The organism is Pseudomonas sp. PWP3-1b2, assembly GCF_049896045.1.
GTDB lineage: Bacteria > Pseudomonadota > Gammaproteobacteria > Pseudomonadales > Pseudomonadaceae > Aquipseudomonas > Aquipseudomonas antarctica_B.
Genome location: NZ_JAFCTN010000001.1, coordinates 20,516 through 39,377 on the forward strand (window position 1 = coordinate 20,516; position 18,862 = coordinate 39,377).

Annotated in this window: 14 protein-coding genes and 2 pseudogenes; 12 read left to right on the top strand and 4 right to left on the bottom strand. The window is 58.1% G+C overall.

Features of this window, described 5'->3' with window-relative positions:
* Positions 1-25 precede the first annotated feature (25 nt).
* From ACP7A2_RS00085 to ACP7A2_RS00095, 3 genes and pseudogenes are all read left to right on the top strand, one after another.
* On the top strand, positions 26-2,050 hold the full coding sequence (locus ACP7A2_RS00085; protein WP_426132562.1) for a methyl-accepting chemotaxis protein: 2,025 nt from the start codon (positions 26-28) through the stop codon (positions 2,048-2,050).
* Positions 2,051-2,316: 266 nt separating this feature from the next.
* Positions 2,317-3,000 (top strand): annotated as a pseudogene (locus tag ACP7A2_RS00090) (PAS domain-containing protein); the annotation flags it as partial.
* Positions 3,001-3,105: 105 nt separating this feature from the next.
* A pseudogene (locus ACP7A2_RS00095) lies at positions 3,106-3,540 on the top strand (methyl-accepting chemotaxis protein); the annotation flags it as partial.
* Between the two features lie 41 nt (positions 3,541-3,581).
* On the opposite strand, the gene ACP7A2_RS00100 reads toward ACP7A2_RS00095, so the two are convergent.
* Positions 3,582-4,184 carry a cupin domain-containing protein gene (locus tag ACP7A2_RS00100; RefSeq protein ID WP_426132563.1) on the bottom strand — a complete coding sequence of 201 codons (603 nt, stop codon included), beginning with the start codon at positions 4,182-4,184 and terminating at the stop codon, positions 3,582-3,584.
* Positions 4,185-4,344: 160 nt separating this feature from the next.
* Here ACP7A2_RS00100 and ACP7A2_RS00105 point away from each other — a divergent pair, with 160 nt between their 5' ends.
* The 3 genes from ACP7A2_RS00105 to ACP7A2_RS00115 all read left to right on the top strand — a co-directional run bounded on the left by ACP7A2_RS00105 (position 4,345) and on the right by ACP7A2_RS00115 (position 6,253).
* Positions 4,345-5,040 (top strand): B3/B4 domain-containing protein, encoded by a 696-nt coding sequence (locus ACP7A2_RS00105; RefSeq protein WP_426132564.1) that lies wholly within the window; start codon positions 4,345-4,347, stop codon positions 5,038-5,040.
* Between the two features lie 41 nt (positions 5,041-5,081).
* Entirely contained in the window at positions 5,082-5,492 is a 411-nt protein-coding gene (locus ACP7A2_RS00110) for a hypothetical protein (protein ID WP_426132565.1), read from the top strand.
* 287 nt (positions 5,493-5,779) lie between these two features.
* Positions 5,780-6,253, top strand: a complete 474-nt coding sequence (locus tag ACP7A2_RS00115; protein WP_426132566.1) for a hypothetical protein — start codon at positions 5,780-5,782, stop codon at positions 6,251-6,253.
* 102 nt (positions 6,254-6,355) lie between these two features.
* On the opposite strand, the gene ACP7A2_RS00120 is transcribed toward ACP7A2_RS00115, so the two are convergent.
* On the bottom strand, positions 6,356-7,270 hold the full coding sequence (locus ACP7A2_RS00120) for a LysR family transcriptional regulator (RefSeq protein WP_065873157.1): 915 nt from the start codon (positions 7,268-7,270) through the stop codon (positions 6,356-6,358).
* A gap of 247 nt (positions 7,271-7,517) precedes the next feature.
* Between ACP7A2_RS00120 and ACP7A2_RS00125 the strand changes: the two genes are divergently transcribed.
* The 4 genes from ACP7A2_RS00125 (at position 7,518) to pgm (ending at position 13,848) form a co-directional block, all read left to right on the top strand.
* Entirely contained in the window at positions 7,518-8,540 is a 1,023-nt protein-coding gene (locus ACP7A2_RS00125; protein WP_426132567.1) for a zinc-dependent alcohol dehydrogenase family protein, read from the top strand.
* A 718-nt stretch (positions 8,541-9,258) separates the two neighbouring features.
* A complete protein-coding gene (locus ACP7A2_RS00130) occupies positions 9,259-10,692 on the top strand; it encodes a hypothetical protein (protein WP_426132568.1) in 1,434 nt (477 codons plus the stop codon).
* The gene (locus tag ACP7A2_RS00135) at positions 10,689-12,095 is read left to right on the top strand and encodes a PLP-dependent aminotransferase family protein (RefSeq protein ID WP_426132569.1); all 1,407 of its coding nucleotides are present in this window, start codon (positions 10,689-10,691) and stop codon (positions 12,093-12,095) included. The genes ACP7A2_RS00130 and ACP7A2_RS00135 overlap by 4 nt, the downstream gene beginning before the upstream one ends.
* 106 nt (positions 12,096-12,201) lie before the next feature.
* On the top strand, positions 12,202-13,848 hold the full coding sequence (gene pgm / locus ACP7A2_RS00140) for a phosphoglucomutase (alpha-D-glucose-1,6-bisphosphate-dependent) (protein ID WP_426132570.1): 1,647 nt from the start codon (positions 12,202-12,204) through the stop codon (positions 13,846-13,848).
* A 132-nt stretch (positions 13,849-13,980) separates the two neighbouring features.
* Here the strand turns inward: pgm and ACP7A2_RS00145 are convergent, their stop codons facing one another.
* A complete protein-coding gene (locus ACP7A2_RS00145) occupies positions 13,981-14,676 on the bottom strand; it encodes a pirin family protein (RefSeq protein WP_426132571.1) in 696 nt (231 codons plus the stop codon).
* Positions 14,677-14,946: 270 nt separating this feature from the next.
* Between ACP7A2_RS00145 and ACP7A2_RS00150 the strand changes: the two genes are divergently transcribed.
* Complete coding sequence (locus ACP7A2_RS00150; protein WP_426132746.1) at positions 14,947-17,343, top strand: UvrD-helicase domain-containing protein; 2,397 nt, start codon at positions 14,947-14,949, stop codon at positions 17,341-17,343.
* Between the two features lie 153 nt (positions 17,344-17,496).
* Here the strand turns inward: ACP7A2_RS00150 and ACP7A2_RS00155 are convergent, their stop codons facing one another.
* Positions 17,497-17,751, bottom strand: a complete 255-nt coding sequence (locus ACP7A2_RS00155; protein ID WP_218174717.1) for a DUF1652 domain-containing protein — start codon at positions 17,749-17,751, stop codon at positions 17,497-17,499.
* Positions 17,752-18,022: 271 nt separating this feature from the next.
* On the opposite strand from ACP7A2_RS00155, the gene ACP7A2_RS00160 reads away from it, so the two are divergent.
* Positions 18,023-18,832, top strand: a complete 810-nt coding sequence (locus ACP7A2_RS00160) for a helix-turn-helix domain-containing protein (RefSeq protein WP_426132572.1) — start codon at positions 18,023-18,025, stop codon at positions 18,830-18,832.
* The last annotated feature ends 30 nt before the right edge of the window (positions 18,833-18,862 follow it).

Below are 18,862 nucleotides of genomic sequence, written 5' to 3' on the forward strand. Positions count from 1 at the left end.
CCCCGTTTCGGGCTGTGAGAACTCCATGAATATCCTTGCTCCTGCCGTACACCTGGCTAACCGATTACGCTTCTCCACGAAATTCGGCGTGCTTGCAATCATCGTCCTGATCCCTCTGGGTCTGCTCGGGACGCGTGTCCTCTATCAGATCAACGAAAGCCTTGGGGTCATTCGCTCGGAACAATTGGGCCAGCGCTATTTATTGGACGTGACGCCTGTACTGCGCTTATCGATGATGCAGCGTGCGCTCACCAACCGCCTGCTCAGCGGTGATAAAACCGCTCAAGCCGATCTGGCGACCAACCAGGTGAAGTTGGAGGACGCTTTTTCGAAACTGACCGCAACTGACCGGCAATACAACACGCAGCTGGAGACCGGTGATCGAGTGCAGCGTCTGCACGACGGTGCACAGCGGTTGATTGGGCTGGCAAAAGCCGATGCCAACCAAGCCGCCATGTTCGACGACTGGAGCGATCAGCTCAACGAGACGTTGAACTTCGTGTACTACGTATCGGCCACGTCCGGCATGGTGCTGGATGAGGATTACGCATCGTTGTTCATGATCGACCAGAGCACCTTGAGGCTGCCGCGCCAAATCAATATCGTCGGCCAATTGCGCGGGCTGGCCAGCGGGCTGCATGACGGGCAAACGTTGAGTGCGGGTACGCGCAGCGTCATCAAGTCGATGCTCAAAAATGAGTTACTCATCCACAAAGAGCTACAGCAAAGCCTGGCACTGTTGCGCCGCAGAGAACCCGCTCTGGCCGATAGTATTCAGGCCCCGATTACCCGTGCTTTTGCCAGCCTCGACAGCTTCCGCGCCGACCTCGAAGTATTAATTGACGCGCCCACCGACGTCATCAGCGGCGTGCAGAACTTGCCAGCCCAGGGCAATGCGGTGGTGGCGCAGTTGTACAAAGCCCAAGACACACTGCAAGACGCACTGTTGAATGCACTTGAAGACCGAGTTCAGGAAAAAACCTCGGAACGGCTATTTATTCTAGGCATGTTTGTCGTTCTAGGCCTGCTGCTGGTGTATGTGTTCAGCGGCATCTACAGCGCCATGCGCCGCACTATCAACGACGTGTTGGTGGCCACCCAACTGATTGCCCAGGGCGACCTGAGCGCTCGCATTCAAGTGCGCGGCAAAGATGAAATGGCCGACGTGGGCAACGGCCTTAACCATATGGTGCAAGCCTTTGGCTCCTCGCTTGCTCAGGTCGAGCGCAGTTCCCAATCGGTCTCCGATGCAGCGCAGCGCATTGGTGTGTCGATTGACCGAGCCAAACGCTCGATGAGCAACCAGCAAAGCGAAACCGAACAAGTTGCCACAGCCATTAACGAGATGACTGCCAGCGTTGCGGACGTGGCGCAAAATACCGAGGGCGCTGCCCACGCCGCCGAGCACGCCAGCCAGTCCTCCAGCGCCGGCCTGGCGAAAATGCAGGAAACCCGCGTGACTATTGAAGCTCTGGCCGACGAGGTTGAGCGCAGCGCGCAAAAGGTTTCGGCGCTTGCGCTACACAGCCAGCAGATAGGTGGCGTTATAGAGGTGATCCGTAACATTGCCGATCAAACCAACTTGCTTGCGTTGAACGCCGCCATTGAGGCCGCCCGCGCCGGTGAGCAGGGTCGAGGTTTTGCGGTGGTCGCGGACGAGGTCAGAACGCTGGCCTCGCGCACACAAACTTCCACCGAAGAGATCCGCCGGATTATCCAGGAACTACAAAGTGCAACGGGTGCTGCGGTCGAGCAAATGAAAGCGGGCAAACTGCGCGCTCAGGCCTGTATTGAGTCTGCCGACCAGGCCTCCACCAGCCTGGACGCAATTAATGAGGGGGTTGAGCAAATTGTCGGCATGAACACGCAAATAGCCAGCGCGGCGGTTCAGCAGCATGCCGTCTCGGAAGATATCAACCGTAATGTGACCGAGATACGCAATGGCAGTGTTGCACTGATGGAGGGCATAGAGGACAACGCCGTAACGGCGCAAGAGCTTTCGCTGCTGGCAGGGGAACTGCGTACTGTCGTTTCGCGTTTCAAACTGTGAGGCGGTACAGGTTACGGTCGGTAGGCCAGAGCCGCGTCAGGTAAACCTGCTTTACTTCTTTTTATGGCGCTCTTCGGAGCACCTTTTCTTATCAAGTTTGCCTTACGTCCGTCGGCTCCCCTTAATTTATAGGGGCAAATGCCGATAGCCTTTCATAACCCAAGAGGCGGTTGTCCATGTTTAATACCAAGCTCAAAAGCCGGCTAATTTCCCAGGAAGCGGAACTCTCGGAGCTACGCCAATTACGCGATGGCCTTGACCGTGAAATGCTCACGCTGACTATCGATTCAACCTTTAAAATCATTGCCTGTAACGACAATTTTGCAGAGGCGTTGGGCTATACCCAGGATCGTCTCATTGGGCGCGCCATGTCGGATATTGTTCCGCATTACGTATCCAAGCTCCCTTGTTTTCACAACTTTCGCGATGCAGTCACTTCCGGAAAATCAATCACGGACGATTACCGGTATTTGCATGCTGATGGCTCCCTGGTGTGGATCCGTGCCCATTGGCAACCTATCGCAGACGCAGGTGGCAGCCTAAGCCACATCACATGCTATGGGGCGAATATTACCTCTCGCCGGGAACAGGCTTCGGAGAACGCGTCATTCATCGATGCATTACTTCGTTCAACCGCGGTCATCGAGTTTGACCTCTCAGGGCACGTACTCAAGGCGAACGATCAGTTCCTGAAAGCGATGGGCTACAACCTGGGGCAAGCGAAAGGCAGCCATCACCGCATCTTCTGCAAGCCAGAAGAAACCGCGTCCCAACGCTACAAGGATTTTTGGCTGACCTTGAACAAGGGTGAGTTTGTCGCGGGTCGATTTGAGCGCGTTGACAGTCGCGGTCAGACCGTATGGCTGGAGGCTACCTACAACCCGGTGTATGACACTGAAGGGACGCTGTGCAAAGTGGTCAAGTTTGCCACGGTAGTGACTGACCAGGTTGCCCGAGAAAAAGAGGTCAGTGATGCAGCCCGAACTGCATTTGAAATCTCCCAGCAGACGGATGTCAGTGCTCAGCACGGAGCAGTCGTCGTAAACGACACGATGCACACCATGCGCAAGATCGCCGTGGATATGCAGGCTGCCTCTGGCGGGGTCGAGGCGCTTGGCAAACAGTCACTGTTGATAAGCTCGATCATTCAGACGATCAGTAGTATTGCTCAACAAACCAACCTGTTGGCCTTGAACGCTGCGATTGAAGCTGCCCGCGCAGGCGAACAGGGCCGAGGCTTCGCCGTCGTCGCGGATGAAGTCAGGCAATTAGCGGGACGCACCAGCAGCGCGACGGAAGAAATTGCCTCTGTCGTCTTGCAGAACCAGAAATTGGTCGATGAAACCGTGGGTGAAATGGCGAACAGTAAGTCCCAGGCAGAACAGGGCCTGGCACTGGCTACGCAGGCAGGCGAAGTTATAGTGGAGATCCAGGATGGCGCTAAAAGAGTCGTCGACGCGGTAGGCAAATTCGCTAATCAGTTAGGTTGAAACGCGACGGGCAAGGCCACTGGCGAACAGTCTGCCAGTGCCTACTGATGCATCTCCGTCACCGACATCGTGAATACCAACCTGGATCTCCCCGCGTTGGAATAAGAATGGGGAACATCGGTTTTGGCCACTGCCGAGCTCCCCGCAGGGATGACCAACTCCGTTTCCCCTACCACGCATCTCAGCGTGCCTTTTTCCACATGAAACAGTTCAAGCGTGCCCTGAGGATGCCCCTGTGAAGCAAAGGATTCTCCTGGGTGCATTTCCCAACGCCACAGCTCGATCATGTCAGGGCCGGACGTTCCAGCCAGAAGGCGCGCCGTTCCTCCCAGCTCGCCGTTCCAGAGCGTGGGGATGTCTTGACTGTTGATGATATGGGCGCAAGGCGCTTCGGTCACATTGACAATGTCTGCAACGGACAAGCCAAGCGCGGCGGCGATTTTGCAAAGGATGCCGATACTGGGGTTCGCCGTGCATTTCTCTATTTCGACGACCATCCCTTTGCTCACGCCGGCGCGTCGGGAAAGCTCATCCAGCGTGATCTTCTGTGCCTTGCGCGCCTGCTTGAGCGTGCGCGCAACGGCCAGGCTGACAGCTTGAGCATCAGCACCAGGGGTAGTCGACAGGCTGGTATTCGTGGTCATTGATGAGGTTCACGCGGCAAAATGTGCCGGGATTCTCAGCCTTTATCAGCCGCTGCGTCAATCGGATCATCCGTTATAGTGGGTAATATTGGTCATTATATTGACTTTTGCGGTCGTCGCTGACTAGCATGAAATGACATTCAGTTTGCTGGAGGTTTTGATGCTGTCCGTACTGCCGTTAATCGATCAAGCCGTTGCCGAGCTGGCCCCGCAGTTCAGGGCCCTGAGCATCGTGGTGCAAGCGGCGCCACTGACCCACCCTGAGGTGGCTCAGGCCGCGCTGGACCGGGCTTGCAAGGCCGTGCAGGAAGGTGGGCCAAGCTGGGGAGAAGCCCATTTGGCCGCATGGGCTGAGACATTTCGAGCGTTCGGGGCCAAGCCGCAGCGCACGCCTTGTTCAGCCGAGGCACTGCGTAAACGGGTGTTACGCGACGGCTGCTTGCCGAGCCTGGATCCCATCGTCGACCTCTACAACGCAATCAGTATTGAGTACGCGATCCCGGTGGGCGGGGAAAATATTGATGCCTATGTGGGCTCTCCACGGCTGGCAATTGCAGATGGCACCGAACCTTTTGACACCATGAAAGAGGGCGCTCCTGCTTTCGAGTATCCAGACGCCGGCGAGGTTGTCTGGCGCGATGACAAGGGAGTGACCTGCCGCCGCTGGAATTGGCGGCAAGGTGTCAGGACCCGTCTTGGTGCTGACGCGACGAACATGTGGTTCATCCTGGAGAGTCTGCCAGCGATGCCGCTTGAAGCCTTGACGGAAGCGGGGGACAAACTGATCGAAGGGTTGCAGCAAATGATGCCAGGCGTGCAGATCGAAAGCTCGCTGATTGGTCCTGGGGGCAACTAGTCGACAGGCCACTGCACAGCTAGACCTGTGGATTTCTAACTATGAAAAATTTTGGATATTACGCAGCGCTGCCAGATTTCATGACCCGCGAAGAGCTTGAAACGGCGTTTTCCGGGTTGTTGGATGAGTTCGACTCTAAAAAAATCGGTAGCGCGGAGCTTGTAAAGTCGTTAGTGCAATTAAGTGATAGGCAGTGGCATACCTATAGTTTGTTAGACAACCGTCTCAGAGAACGAATTGAACATTGCGTGTTGTCTTTATGGAATGGTCATGATCTGGAACAGGCTGAACAGGTTATTAGCATCATGGCGAGCTTGGGGCTTGAGGCGATCAATACGTTCCTGGCCTCTCGCTCGCCTAAAGACGTGTCACCGGAAGTTTTTAATGAGATTTCACTCGCGCTCTCTGAGTTTGGTGACTCCGTAGCAGACCCCTATAGTGGTGTGTCCTGAATTGCGGCGATATGGTTGCGAATAACTGCCTGGGATTTTAAGGAATATCAAGTTTGAAGTCCCTGCTGCCTGGTAGATCGGCGCAACTGACCCCCTACTCAAGGTTGGTCAGGCGCCCGGTAACTACAGGGTGTTCGACTTCACACCGTTTTACGTTCCGGCACGCCATGACGTTGTGCCGGTCATTCAGGTGACTATGCTCGCAACAAGTTGCCAGACGGAGTGATCGGAGTACAATTTTCGTCGGGCAAAAAACCTCCACGAAGCATCAGTGCAGAAGAAACTTCATGAAGATCATTAAGGTTGTAGATTCTGTCAGCTCTACAAAGTACGAGCGTTGGAAAAGCCAATGGGCGGATCAGTCGGAGCTGGATGAGTTTTCTTATATTAGTGATGTTGTTCACCCTGAAGATGCCTTGATGTTTTGTAAGGTTTTATTCCCCGATTTTGTTGTTCACGAATCGGGTGTGTTTCTGGAAAGCAGTTTTACTGTTGAAGCATTCGTGAGTTGGATGGAACCTTGTAATAATGATGTGGTGGCCGTTGAGAAGGTTTTGAATCATCTGCATCTGTATGATGTTTTTGCGGGCTGCGGGAGCAGGGTGGAGGATGCTGTTTATGAACAGCTGTGCAGGATTGTTGCTCAGTCATGGAGGATGCTGTTGCTGAGTAAATTTCCAGAAAAGAAATTTTGTGTGCAAGCGATAGTGTCTGATCAGGAATATGGTCCAGTCGTTACTTTCTCTCAGGTCAGAGAGTAGGTTTTACCTTGCGCACGATCCAAGGCCGCATCGATCAGCACGTAGCGCGGTTACACCGCGGTCATGCGCAATGACCGGGCTGAAGAGCCTGCCCGACGACGCCTAAAGGCTCTCAGGGTCGCCAAAAAACATCTGAATCCGCGACCGCAACCACCGCTCTCCCGGATCGTTGTCCTGCGACCCGCGCCACGCCATGTGCAACTCGAACGAGCGCACGGGCAGCGGCGGGTCTTCAGCGCGCAAACCGCCTGCCGAGGTCAGCGCTTCCGCTGCATAGTCCGGTACGGTGGCGAGGATGTCAGTGCCGGCCAGCAGCGTGCCGAGGCCATTGAACTGCGGCACGGCCAGCACCACGTGGCGCTTGCGGTCGAGTTTTTCCAACTCTTCATCAATAAACCCGCTCAGGTCACCCGCGAAGGACACCAGGGCGTGCGGGCGCGCGCAGAAGTCATCCAGGCTCAATGAACCCGGCACGCTGTCGGCGCGCAGCAGTTTGGGCAGGCTGCGGCGCAATACCTTGCGCTTGGCGTTGGCTGGCAGGTCGGCGGTGTAGCTGACGCCGATGGAGATCTCGCCGGAGGCCAGCAGGCCGGGCATCAGGATGTAGTTGACGCGGCGCACCACCAGCACGATGCCCGGGGACTCGGCGCGCAGGCGTTTGAGTAATTGCGGCAACAGGGCAAACTCGACGTCGTCGGACAGGCCGATACGGAATACCGCGGTGCTGGTGGCCGGGTCGAATTCAGCCGCGCGGCTGACGGCGGTGGAGATCGAGTCCAGTGCCGGGGAGAGCAGGGCGAAGATTTCCACGGCGCGGGCGGACGGTTCCATGCTGCGCCCGGTGCGGACGAACAGCGGGTCATCAAACAACCCACGCAGGCGCGACAGGGCCGCGCTGATGGCTGGCTGGCCAAGGAACAATTTCTCGGCGGCGCGGGTCACACTGCGCTCGTGCATCAAGGTTTCGAATACGATCAAGAGGTTAAGGTCGACACGACGCAGGTCGTTACGGTTCATCTTGTGTCCTGGAAGAGTCAGCAAGCTTGACGAGATCGGCCATGTAAGAACGATGACCAGCATGAATCTTACGGGGAAAGGCTGGTACTCTGCACAAGATAATTGAGTTTTCCTACAACACTTGAGGTCTATTCCTCAGTTGCGGAATCAATGACAGGCATGTCGACTATTAATGGCGACCGGTGGTCTTACCTGGAAAGCCCAGATAGAGTTCATGGCATTAGAGGTTACTTTGACGAGGTTTGCGATGTCCCGCACGATTCGTTTTCACAAGTTTGGTCCGGCCGAGGTGCTCAAGTGCGAAGAGCACGCAGCCGCGCAGCCTGCACCCGGCGAAGTGCAGGTGCGTGTCGATGCGATTGGCATCAGCTGGTACGACATTCTGTGGCGCCAGAACCTGGCGTCCTCCCATGCACGCCTGCCCTCCGGCCTTGGCCATGAGATGGCCGGGGTGGTTATCGCCCTCGGCGACGGCGTGGATGACCTGGCAGTGGGCGATAAAGTGGCCAGTTTTCCGGCCGAGAGCCCTAATGATTACCCGGTGTATGGCGAACAAATCGTCCTGCCCCGTTCGGCCCTGACCCGTTACCCGGATGTCTTGAGCCCGATTCAGGCCAGCGTGCACTACACGCCGCTGTTGATTGCCTACTTTGCCTACATGGACCTGGCGCGGGTCAAACCCGGCCAGTTTGCGTTGGTGACTGACGCCAGCCACTGTGCCGGCCCCTCGTTCGTGCAACTGGGCAAAGCCCTGGGCGTGCGGGTGATTGCGGCTACCAAGGACGCCTCAGAACGCGAGTACCTGCTGTCTCTGGGCGCGGAAAAAGTGATCGTCACCGAAGAACAGGACCTGTTGATGCAAATCAACAAGTTCACCGACAACCGTGGCGTTGACGTGGTGTTCGATGGCTTGGGCGGCCCGCAGATGTCGTTGCTCGGTGACGTGCTGGCACCTCGAGGCAGCCTGGTGCTCTACGGCCTGCAAGGCGGTAACCAGACGCCATTCCCGGCCTGCGCGGCGTTTCAGAAGAATATTCAGTTCTTCGTGCACTGCATTGGTAACTTCACCGGTAAACCCGAACTGGGCATCATCCAGGACCAGGTTGCGATGCAACGTGCCCTGCGTGACATCAATCAACTGACGGCTGATGGCGTGCTGGTGCCGCTGAAAACCACGGTGTTTCCGTTCAACCAGTTCGTCGAGGCGCACCGTTATATGGACGAATGCCCGTGCCGCGAGCGCGTTGCTTTGCAGGTTGAAGCTGTTTGAGATGTAGGAATATTCGCAAACGGACCGTCCAACCCCTTGGCGCATGGGGTAAATGCGCCATTTGGCATGACTTAAACCGTGTGCCACCTCACGCGCACAGTCATTCCTCAATCCTGTAAACGATACCTTCCTCCCAGACGCCGCGCTGAATCCCAGCGCGGCGTTTTTGTGTGCGTGTTATCCGTTCACTGCCTGATATTTATCTGAACTGGTTTTAGGCCAGCTTCTGTATCTGTTAATCATTATTGCAGTCCCGATAATTGGCAGTTCATGTTCATCTCAAGGACTGAGAAATGATTGAGTGCTTGATAGTGCTGCAGGCAATTCCTGCCATTCACAGTGACTGCAATGCACGGCCCCGAGAATACGGGCGCCTTCAGGGCGAGTTTCAACATGCAGGTCGGCGCGGAACACAGCGTCGCGGTTTTTATTTGTCGGAAGGATCTTATTGTTGCCAGTTAAATAGGTGTAGGAAGTTGTCGGAACGCTCCTAGGAAGGCTTTCGCAACTGGCTTTAAGGCCCGTCGCAGAGCCTTCGTGCGCCGTGAGAATCTGGTGTTGGCCAAGTAAGCGGCCAATCTCTTTTTGTTGCGGGATGCTAATGTTGACTTATCGCGACGACACTGCGCCTCAGCGACCTTTCTCACCGCCGTAATACAGCGAGCAAATACTCTCAGCAGTTGCTTGAAACTGATACTTCAACTCAGGTAGTAGAACAATGAGCGCTATTCACGACCAGGCTATGAATTATGTTTACCAGCAAGTTTTGCAACGGTTGGTCGGGCATTTCAATCGGACAGAACGTACTGCACTTCAATTGTTGATCCAGCGCATTGTTGTGGCGGCGGGCGGAATGGAGCAGATGGGCGATTACAAAATACTGGTGGCCCACGGCGGCGGTGAAGTCAGCAGCTACACCCTGGCGCTGCTGCGCGCCGCACAATTGACCATTGCCGCTCGGGCGCCGAGGACATTTCACCTGCGGGTGGCCACGTTGCGCCACGCCAGCATGACCCAAGGCACCCTCGATACACTTCATCGTGGCTACAGCCGGCTGTTTTTCCACGATGATCCGCGTGTCGAGCTGCTGATGGTGGAATATGGCCAGGTGCTGCCTTTCAATCACCAGCGCCCGCCGTCTACTACTGGCCGAGAGACCACGCAGCGCAACAGGCAGATGGTCGGCCACCTGACCTCCGGTGATATTCGCGCAACCCTGTGTAACGACACCTACCTGGCCCTTGGGGATTTTTACCAGCGCGTCACCGCCTGGAACGGCGGGGTGCATGCCGTGGTCAGCGGCGACTCTGTGCGCAAGCAAAGCCAGTTCCTTGCCTGGTTAAAAAAGACCGTCCAGGCCACAGGCGCCGCGGTTACGCAGGTCCGGCCTGCCTCGCTCAATGGGGTGTTCACGCGCATGGATCAATGGAGCGAAGACTTCTACCGTGGCCTGTACGGCGAACACTTCACCCCGAAGGCTGACAGCAGCCCCGGCGGTCACCGGCACTTGGCTTACATCGGGATCGCGGACCTGCTGAAGGGAATCGACCGCAACAACACGCCATTGCTCGCGGAGTTCATGGACTACGCCCCCGACCCGCTGGGCTTTCACTTCAGCCATCCGGCCTTTGCCAACCCGTTGTTGATGGCCCACCTTCGCGGCCTGCAGGCTGAATGCCTGCGAGCGCGGGAGTATGAAGAGGGCGTCGAAGGCTTTCTTTTTCAGGCGTCGACCTACCTGCGCCGGCTGCACCTCCCGGACGACGCGATGACCCAGGCGGTCAGTCGTGAAGGGCGGGCATTGTCGGTGACGCGCGCCCAGGATTTTTTTGGCCTGGATGAAAGCCAGCTGATCTGCCTGTTGTTTTCACCCTTCATTCATCACGGCGAACGGCTGGAAGGCTACTTGCGCCAATGCTGCCCCGGCATGCTGGTGGCACTGCCCGAACTGCACAAGGTGCTGCAGGGCAAGCCGGCCGCCGAGATGCTGCAGCAGTGGCTGACCGACGCCAGTGGATTGCCGTTGCCGTTGCTTCAGCACCTGTACCACACACGGCCGATGAACCTCGACCCGGTGCGTGTCGCCCGTAGTGATCGCGACCCAAGCTCAATGTGCGACGCAGACATGGCCTTCCAGCTGTCCGGACAATGACATCGCGCGGGGCGAGACAGGCAGGTTTCGCCTATCAGGCGGTGTATCGCTACATGATTAACCTTATAAACGAGGTCGGTACGCAGAACCGCGTAAAGCTGCCGTCTTTGCGCCAGTTATCTCAGCGGTTGAACGTATCGATTTCGACCATCCAGTACGCCTATTCGCTGCTGGAAAAAGAGGGGCGGGTGTATTCGGTGGCCAAGTCGGGCTATTACGCGTGGCCCCTCGCCGAGAATCCCGAAGCGTTGCCGAGTGGGGACTTGCTCGAAGGCCTCTACCTGGCCGCTCGCCGACCGGGCATGGTGGTGCTCAGCGGCGATGAACCGGCGTTGCTGGCCTCGCTTGACAGCACCTTGTTGCGGCTGGAGCGGGAGTTGCTTCGCCAGTATCCGCACCCGTCGCAGCCGTGGTCCCAGCCTTGCGGTGTATGGGAGCTGCGGGCAGCGCTGGCGGCGCGCTACACCACCTCACCGACGCAGTGCTGGCACGCCGACGACGTCTATATCGGCGCCGACCTGCGCGGCGTGCTTGAAATGCTGATAGAGGTGCTGGGCCTCAAGGGCGCCTCGGTGATTGTCGAGTCGCCGTGCGACTGGATGATCCTGCGCCTGTTGCAGGATGCCGGGGTGAAAATCATCGAGTTGGAACTGACGGCCGATGGCGGCCTGGACTTAATGCGGCTGGAAAACTTGCTCCGTGACGAACCGGTGCAGGCGTTGCTGCTCTCACCCCTGATCTGCCTGCCATCGGGGGTTGCCCCGCCCGCGTGCAACCCGCTGGAGGTGGCGCAACTGCTCGAGCGTTACGGCTGCTGGTTGCTGGAAAACGACAGCCGCAGTGAGTTGAATTTCAACCCGGCCCACGTCGCGCTGCGCGACCTGGTCAACCCTGAGCGCTTGGTGGTGTTTTCCACCTTCGAGAAAATTCTCGGGCCAGAGGCGCCCCACGGGTATGTGCTGTGCCGGCCCATGAGCAGCCAACTGCAGCGCCAGTTCCTGCTGCGCTCGTTTCGGTTGTCGTCGATTCGCCAGCGCGCCATCGCGCGTCTTTATCACAGCGGGCGAATCGACCAGCACTTGCGTGCCCTGCGCCAACGGCTGGGTGAGCAGGCCGAAACAGTAGGCGAGCGGCTCGACCAGCACCTGGCGGGCCTGGTCAGCTATACCCTGCCCACCGGCGGGGCAACGTTCTGGCTGAAGTCCACCTGCACCGTGGACATGCGCCAGGTATTCCAGCATTTGCTGGCCCAGCAGGTGCTCATAGCGCCCGGTGAACTGTTCAGCATCAGCGGCCTGCATCGCCAGCACTTGCGCGTGAGCCATGGGTTTCAGGGGCAGCCTGAGCTGGACAGGGCACTGGCGGCGGTGGGCGAGGCGCTGCGTCAGGCGCAGTTAGGCTGAGCGTCTGAAATTTCTCTACCTGCTGTAGGATCGATACCGTCGCGCAACAGTCCAACTCTCAGTAAACTGGTTCTTTTTTCCAAATCCTTCTTTTCGAGGTTTATGCATGACAATCAGTCCTTTTGCGGGCAAGCCGGCGCCAGCTCAGTTGCTGGTGGATATCCCGCGACTGGTGACGGCCTATTACACCGGCCAGCCTGATGCAGCGATCTCCACCCAACGCGTGGCCTTTGGTACGTCCGGGCACCGTGGCAGCTCGTTCGAGCTGAGCTTCAACGAATGGCACGTACTCGCCATCAGCCAGGCCATCTGCCTGTACCGTGAAGCCCAAGATATCAACGGGCCATTGTTCGTCGGCCTGGACACCCATGCACTGTCGACACCCGCTGGCGCAAGCGCCCTGGAAGTGCTGGCCGCCAACGGTGTGCACGTGATGCTGGCCGAAGGCGATGAATACACGCCGACCCCGGCGATTTCCCACGCCATCATCTGCTACAACCGTGGCCGTACCAGCGGCCTGGCGGATGGCATTGTCATCACGCCGTCGCACAACCCGCCACAAAGCGGCGGCTACAAGTACAACCCACCCAACGGTGGCCCAGCCGACACCCACGTTACCAAGTGGATCGAAGCCAAGGCCAACGAACTGCTGGCGAACAAGCTGGCCGGGGTCAAGCGCATCACCCATGCCCAGGCGCTCAAGGCAGACACCACCCACCGTCATGACTACCTCAACACTTACGTGGCAGACCTGGGCAATGTGATCGACATGGACATCATCCGCAGCGCTGATCTGCGCCTGGGCGTTGATCCGCTGGGCGGAGCAGGGGTGCGCTACTGGTCGGCCATTGCCGAACATTACCGTTTGAACCTGGACGTGGTGAACACCGAAGTCGACTCCACTTTCCGCTTCATGAGCGTGGATTGGGACGGCCAGATTCGCATGGACCCGTCTTCCAGCTACGCCATGCAAGGGTTGATCGGCCTCAAGGACCGTTACGACGTGGCCTTCGCCTGTGACCCGGACCACGACCGCCACGGCATCGTGACCCCGTCCGGCGGCCTGTTGGCGCCGAACAACTACCTGGCAGTGTCCATCGATTACCTGTTCCAGAACCGCCCGCAATGGCGTGCCGACGCGGCCGTGGGCAAAACCGTGGTCAGCAGCGGTCTGATCGATCGTGTGGCTGCGCGTATCGGTCGTCGCCTGTTTGAAGTGCCGGTTGGCTTCAAATGGTTTGCGGACGGTTTGTTCGAAGGTTCACTGGGCTTTGGCGGTGAAGAAAGCGCCGGTGCCTCGTTCCTGCGTAAAGACGGCAGCGTCTGGAGCACCGACAAGGACGGCCTGATCCCGGCCTTGCTCGCAGCCGAAATGACCTCGCGCAAAGGCCAGGACCCAAGCCAGATCTACCGTGGCCTGACGGATGCCCTGGGCGAGCCGTTCGCCATTCGCGTGGACGCCAAAGCCACACCCGCGCAGAAAGCCTTGCTGGGCAAGCTGTCGCCGGAGCAGGTCACCAACACGCAACTGGCCGGGGAAAGCATCCAGCAAATCCTCAGCCACGCGCCGGGCAACAACCAGGCGATTGGCGGCTTGAAAGTGATGACCGAAAACGGCTGGTTCGCTGCACGGCCTTCCGGTACCGAAGACATCTACAAGATCTACGCCGAGAGCTTTATGGGTGAAGATCACCTCAAGCAACTGGTGGAAGAGGCACAAGTGCTGGTAGACGGCGCAATCAGTGCCAACTGACCCTAAAAACGACGTTTGAAATGTGGGAGCTGGCTTGCCTGCGATAGCATCACCTCGGTCTCACAGACAGACCGTGGTGCCACCCTCGCAGGCAAGTCAGCTCCCACAGTTTGATGGGGGCAAGGCTACAGCTCAGGCCAAATCGACCAACACGATCTCGCTGTCTTCAACCGCCGTCACCCGCAACACGCACTCATCCTCAACCGCCACACCGTCTCGCGCTTGCGCACGCAAGCCATTGACTTCAATCACCCCCGTCGCCGGCACCAAATACGCCCGACGCCCGCTGTCCAGCCGATACTCGACACTTTCCCCGGCTTTCAAATTAGCCGCCACCAGGCGTGCATCTGCCCGAATGCGCAGGCTTTCGCTGTCACCGGCCTTGCCGCTGGCCAGGGTCACAAAACCCTCGCGATCACCTTTTGGAAACGGCTTGGCACCCCAGGAAGGCGGCAACCCGGCTTCATTCGGGATAATCCAGATTTGAAAGATCTCTGTCGGCGTGGCCTCCAGGTTGTACTCACTGTGAGCAATCCCGGTGCCTGCGCTCATCACCTGCACGTCGCCGGCTTCGGTGCGGCCTTTATTGCCCAGGTTATCGGCGTGGCTGATAGCGCCTTTACGCACATAGGTGATGATTTCCATGTCGCGGTGCGGGTGCAGCGGGAAACCGGTGCCGGGCGCGATGATGTCGTCGTTCCACACCCGCAGGTTGCCCCAGTGCATGCGCTTGGGGTCGTGGTACTCGGCGAACGAAAAGTGGTGATGGGCGTCAAGCCAGCCGTGATGGGCGCCGCCCAAGGTGTTGAAAGGTCGAAGTTCAAGCATGATCGTCTCCTGTGGATGGTGACCATGATCCAGCAGTGCAAGATCGATAAAAAGCGTAAAAAATGCCGGTTTACTATCCAGTAATTCGATTGATAAGTGGCGTTTTGACTTTCACTTCATCGCCTAACTGTATGACACGAAAGTAATTGGCTGGAACTTGGCGTCGATTCCGGCGACCATGGCGCATTCGCCAAAACCATCCTCATCGCTGGAGTCCGCGTGTCGCAACACAACTCTGAACTGCCTCCCGAACTGCGCCCCCTTGCAGAAATGCCGCTGTTAAAACGGCTGGCCGCTCGCCTGTTTGGCCACGGTCTGACGCGTTTGCGTGCCCAGCATCGGTTCTCTTGGTTGCATGGTCAGGCTGACGGCTTTCGCAGCGGGCACGAAGCGGGCGTTGAGTATGGCTATCAAGAGGGCAAGGCTGACGGCATCGAAGAAGGCCGGCAGGTCTTGCTGATCCGCGACTTCCGCTCGGACGAGCACCGCGCGCCGGGGGTGGATGACAGCCTGTTCGATGATTGGCGCCTGCCGCTGAGCGCCGACGTGAAAAAGCGCATGAAGGCTGACGTGGCGCGTTTGCTGCCAGCCCATGCCCAGCCCAGCGCCGCGCAATGGAAGATGATCTTCAGCGACACGCCTTCGACCTCAGTCATTGCCGGCGCCGGTGCCGGTAAATCGACCTCGCTGGTACTGCGTATCCTGCTGCTGACCCATTACCTAGGCTTTGAACTCAGCTCGATGACCGTGGTGACCTTCACCCGCGAGTCGCGCAAAGACTTCATCAACAAGCTCATGGAGATTCTCGGCCTGTGGGGCCAACCCCTTGGTTTCAAGGAAGCCCAAGCCGTGGTGCGTACCTTTCACTCGCGGATTCTGCCCATGGTGCGCAGCCTGCCTGGGTTCGAGCGGCTGCAAGCCTTTGAAAACCTCGGCAGCGGTGTGGAAGACGCGGACAGCAACCCGTTCGACCTGCGCATCAGCGATGCTCAGCGCCAACTCATGAATGCCTGCTATCACCGGTTGCATGGCCGCCATGCGCGTTTTCGCGAACTGATCACGCCCCTGGCCCGCCATGGCTTGCAACTCAAGGAGTTGGAGCGCGACCACCCGGACGTACAGAAGCGCATCGCAGTGACCGAACTGGCCGCCAAGCGCGATGAAGAACTGTGCGATGTGATTGAAGACCTGTGGTTGCGCGCCGGTGCCTGGCCGATCAAGGGCATTGAGCCCAGCCGCCAGACCTTCGAAATCAACGGCGCGCAGTTTCACTGCCACGGCTATGTCCCTGAGCTGGATGCCTGGGTGGTCCTGGGCTTCGACCCTCGGGAAAACCCACAGATCAGTCGGCCGAACTCGAAACTGTCGGTGCGCGCAGAGTGGGCTGTCAAACGCACCCTGTTTCAAGCTTTATGTCGTAAGCCATTGATATGGATAGATAGTTACGAGTCATCAAAGCGTCTGTTAAGCAGCCTGGCGGGCGAGGCTGCTGCCGGGCCTGGCTTTGATTACAAGGTTAAAGGCGAGCTGGCGTCGGCGCCGTTGCTGGACAGTTTCGTGATGGCTGCGGGGTTTATTGAAAACCTCGGGCTGGATGTGCCGACGGCTGTTGGCCAAATGAGCTTCGCCAGGGACGACCCGGACCGCTGCTACTTTGAAGCCTTGAGTATTTTCTGGAAGGCGCTGGAGGACCATTTGCTCGACCAGTCGCCGCCGGTCATGACCTACAACCGGATGTTCTCGCTGTTCGGCGAAAACACCCCGGAAAACCTCAAGCTGCTCAGCGACCCGTTGCTGCGGCCAATGTCACACTTGATGATCGATGAATTCCAGGACGTCTCGCCGCAGATCGTCTCGTGGGTTCGCGCCAGCCTGCGTGAAATCCGTAGCCGTGGCCCGGCGATGCACGTGGGCCGTGGGGCGCAGCGGTCATCCCTGCTGTGCGTGGGGGACGACTGGCAGTCGATTTACGGTTGGCGCGGCAGTTCGCCCAAGTACTTCATGGAATTCAACAAGGAGTTCGTGTCGCCGAGCACCACACGCGTGATGCTTAGTGAGAACTATCGCAGTCACCAGCACATCATTGACGCTGCCGAACATATCGTGCGCGCGGCCCCGGCGATTACCGGTAAAAAGGCCAAGGCCAGTGGCGTGCCCAAGGCGTTGGTGCCGGTTACGGTACTGGAGCGGGACGATGCCGCGCTGGGTCGCCAACTCCTGGAGCATTATCAGAAGGGCGATTCGGTATTAATGTTGTATCGAAAAAGTAGCGATAAGCTGTTGATTCAAGAGCATATTCAGTCAGTAGTTAATGTGGATTCAAGCTTGCCGCCACAGTCCCGCAGGTTGAAACAACTGACGTATCACAGTGCCAAGGGGCTGCAGGCGGATGCGGTTTTTCTGCTGGGCGATTGTCAGCACCTCACCAGCTCGCCTTACAAGAATCAGGTCTACCGCATGGCCGGCCTGGGCAACGCCGGCGACAGCGAACCGTACGACACGGCCCAAAAAGACGAAGTGCTGCGCCTGGCCTACGTCGGGATAACCCGGGCCGTGAGCCATTGCTACTGGTATGTGGAAAAGCCGGAAGGTCAGGGCGTGAATGTGCCCAGGGCGTCGGAGCGGGTCGATGGCAAGAAGCCCTTCTTCGATGATCGGCGCCGCTAGAAAGCGAACGCAGTACCCCTGTGGGAGCGGCATTGTGTGGGAGCTGGCTTGCCTGCGATAGCATCAACCGGGTGAGGCTGATACACCGAGGTGCCTGCATCGCAGGCAAGCCAGCTCCCACATTCAGAGAGTTGTCGCCTGACTGATTTGGTATCAGGCCCGCAACGACAGCGGCGGCACAAAACACTCCAGCTCATCTTCCACCGCCTCGATGATCCGCTCTACATCGGCGGCGTTCATCACGGTGGCGCAAGGGATGCCGGCGATGGCAATCAGCGTCTCGCCGCTGGCGCGGTCAAACAGGCGGGCAACCATGCTGCCGGGGGCGTCCATACTCCCCTCGAAGCCCATCGGATGAAAATGCCAGCGCATCAGCTGGCAAGCGTTGGGAAATGTGACTTTATTCATGTTGCCCACCTGTTTCGTTGAGCGCTTCCTTTGGCTCGCGGCAGGGCCAGACCTTCACTGGTCATGGCGTCGACAAGGTTCAAAATAGCACTCGATCCTGCGCCAGAGGTGGGTTTTTTCGCTCCGTTGGGCGGTTCTTTTCCAGTGCCTTGATGTGAGTCATATCCTGAGCAAATTCAGGCAAAAGGCCATTAGTCAGAAGTTCCACTGTGCCATTGAACGCGCCGCTAAAATTCGGCAATCTCAGCCGTTTATTCGCCAAGAGCTGCACATGCCAGACATCGCCCCAGCCGATGATTGCCAAAACACCCAGGCCACCGGCGAGTTGGTCTTGCGTCATCACCTGTGTTGGCGCCATCGCGACCTCGATGGGGTGATGTCCTACTACCATCCCGAGATTCAGTACCACGATTTCTTCCAGAACCGTGTGGTGGGTTACGCCGAACTGCGTGACTACCTGCAAGCCAGCATGCCCCGTGGCGCAGAAGAGGCCATCGAGCACACTGACCGCATTCGCGCCGACGGAGATACCGCGTTTATCCAGTACCGCATCACCCTGCGGGGTGGCCAGGGGCTGGTCTCGTTTCGCACCAGCGAAGCCATCACCGTGCGTGACGGGCTGATCTGGCGGGTCAATGAATACGCATCGCTGGTGCACGAACAGCCGACCCAGACGATGCGCCCAACCGTCAGCCGCCTCGGCCTGTCGCCCCAGCAACTGGGGCACATGGCCAAGGACCTGCAGCAATACTTCGAACTCAAGCAACCCTACCTTGACCCGGAACTCGACCTGCAACGGGTCGCCAAGGAATGTGGCTACAGCCGCAACCAGATTTCCTACCTGTTGAACCAGGTGCTGGGGCAAAGCTTCTATCGTTACGTTAACAGTGCCCGTCTCCAGCATTTGCTGGGGTCACTGGACAAGGCTGCGCCGCCGATCAAAATCGATGATTTAGCTTTTGCGGCCGGTTTCAATTCACTGTCAGCGTTCTACAGCGCGTTTCGCCAGCACACCGGCCAGTCGCCCAAGGCTTACGTCAAACAAATTTCCCTGCGTGCACGCGCGCAAGACAGCCCCTGACCCGGCGCTCTAGGATCCAGCCTATCGAAA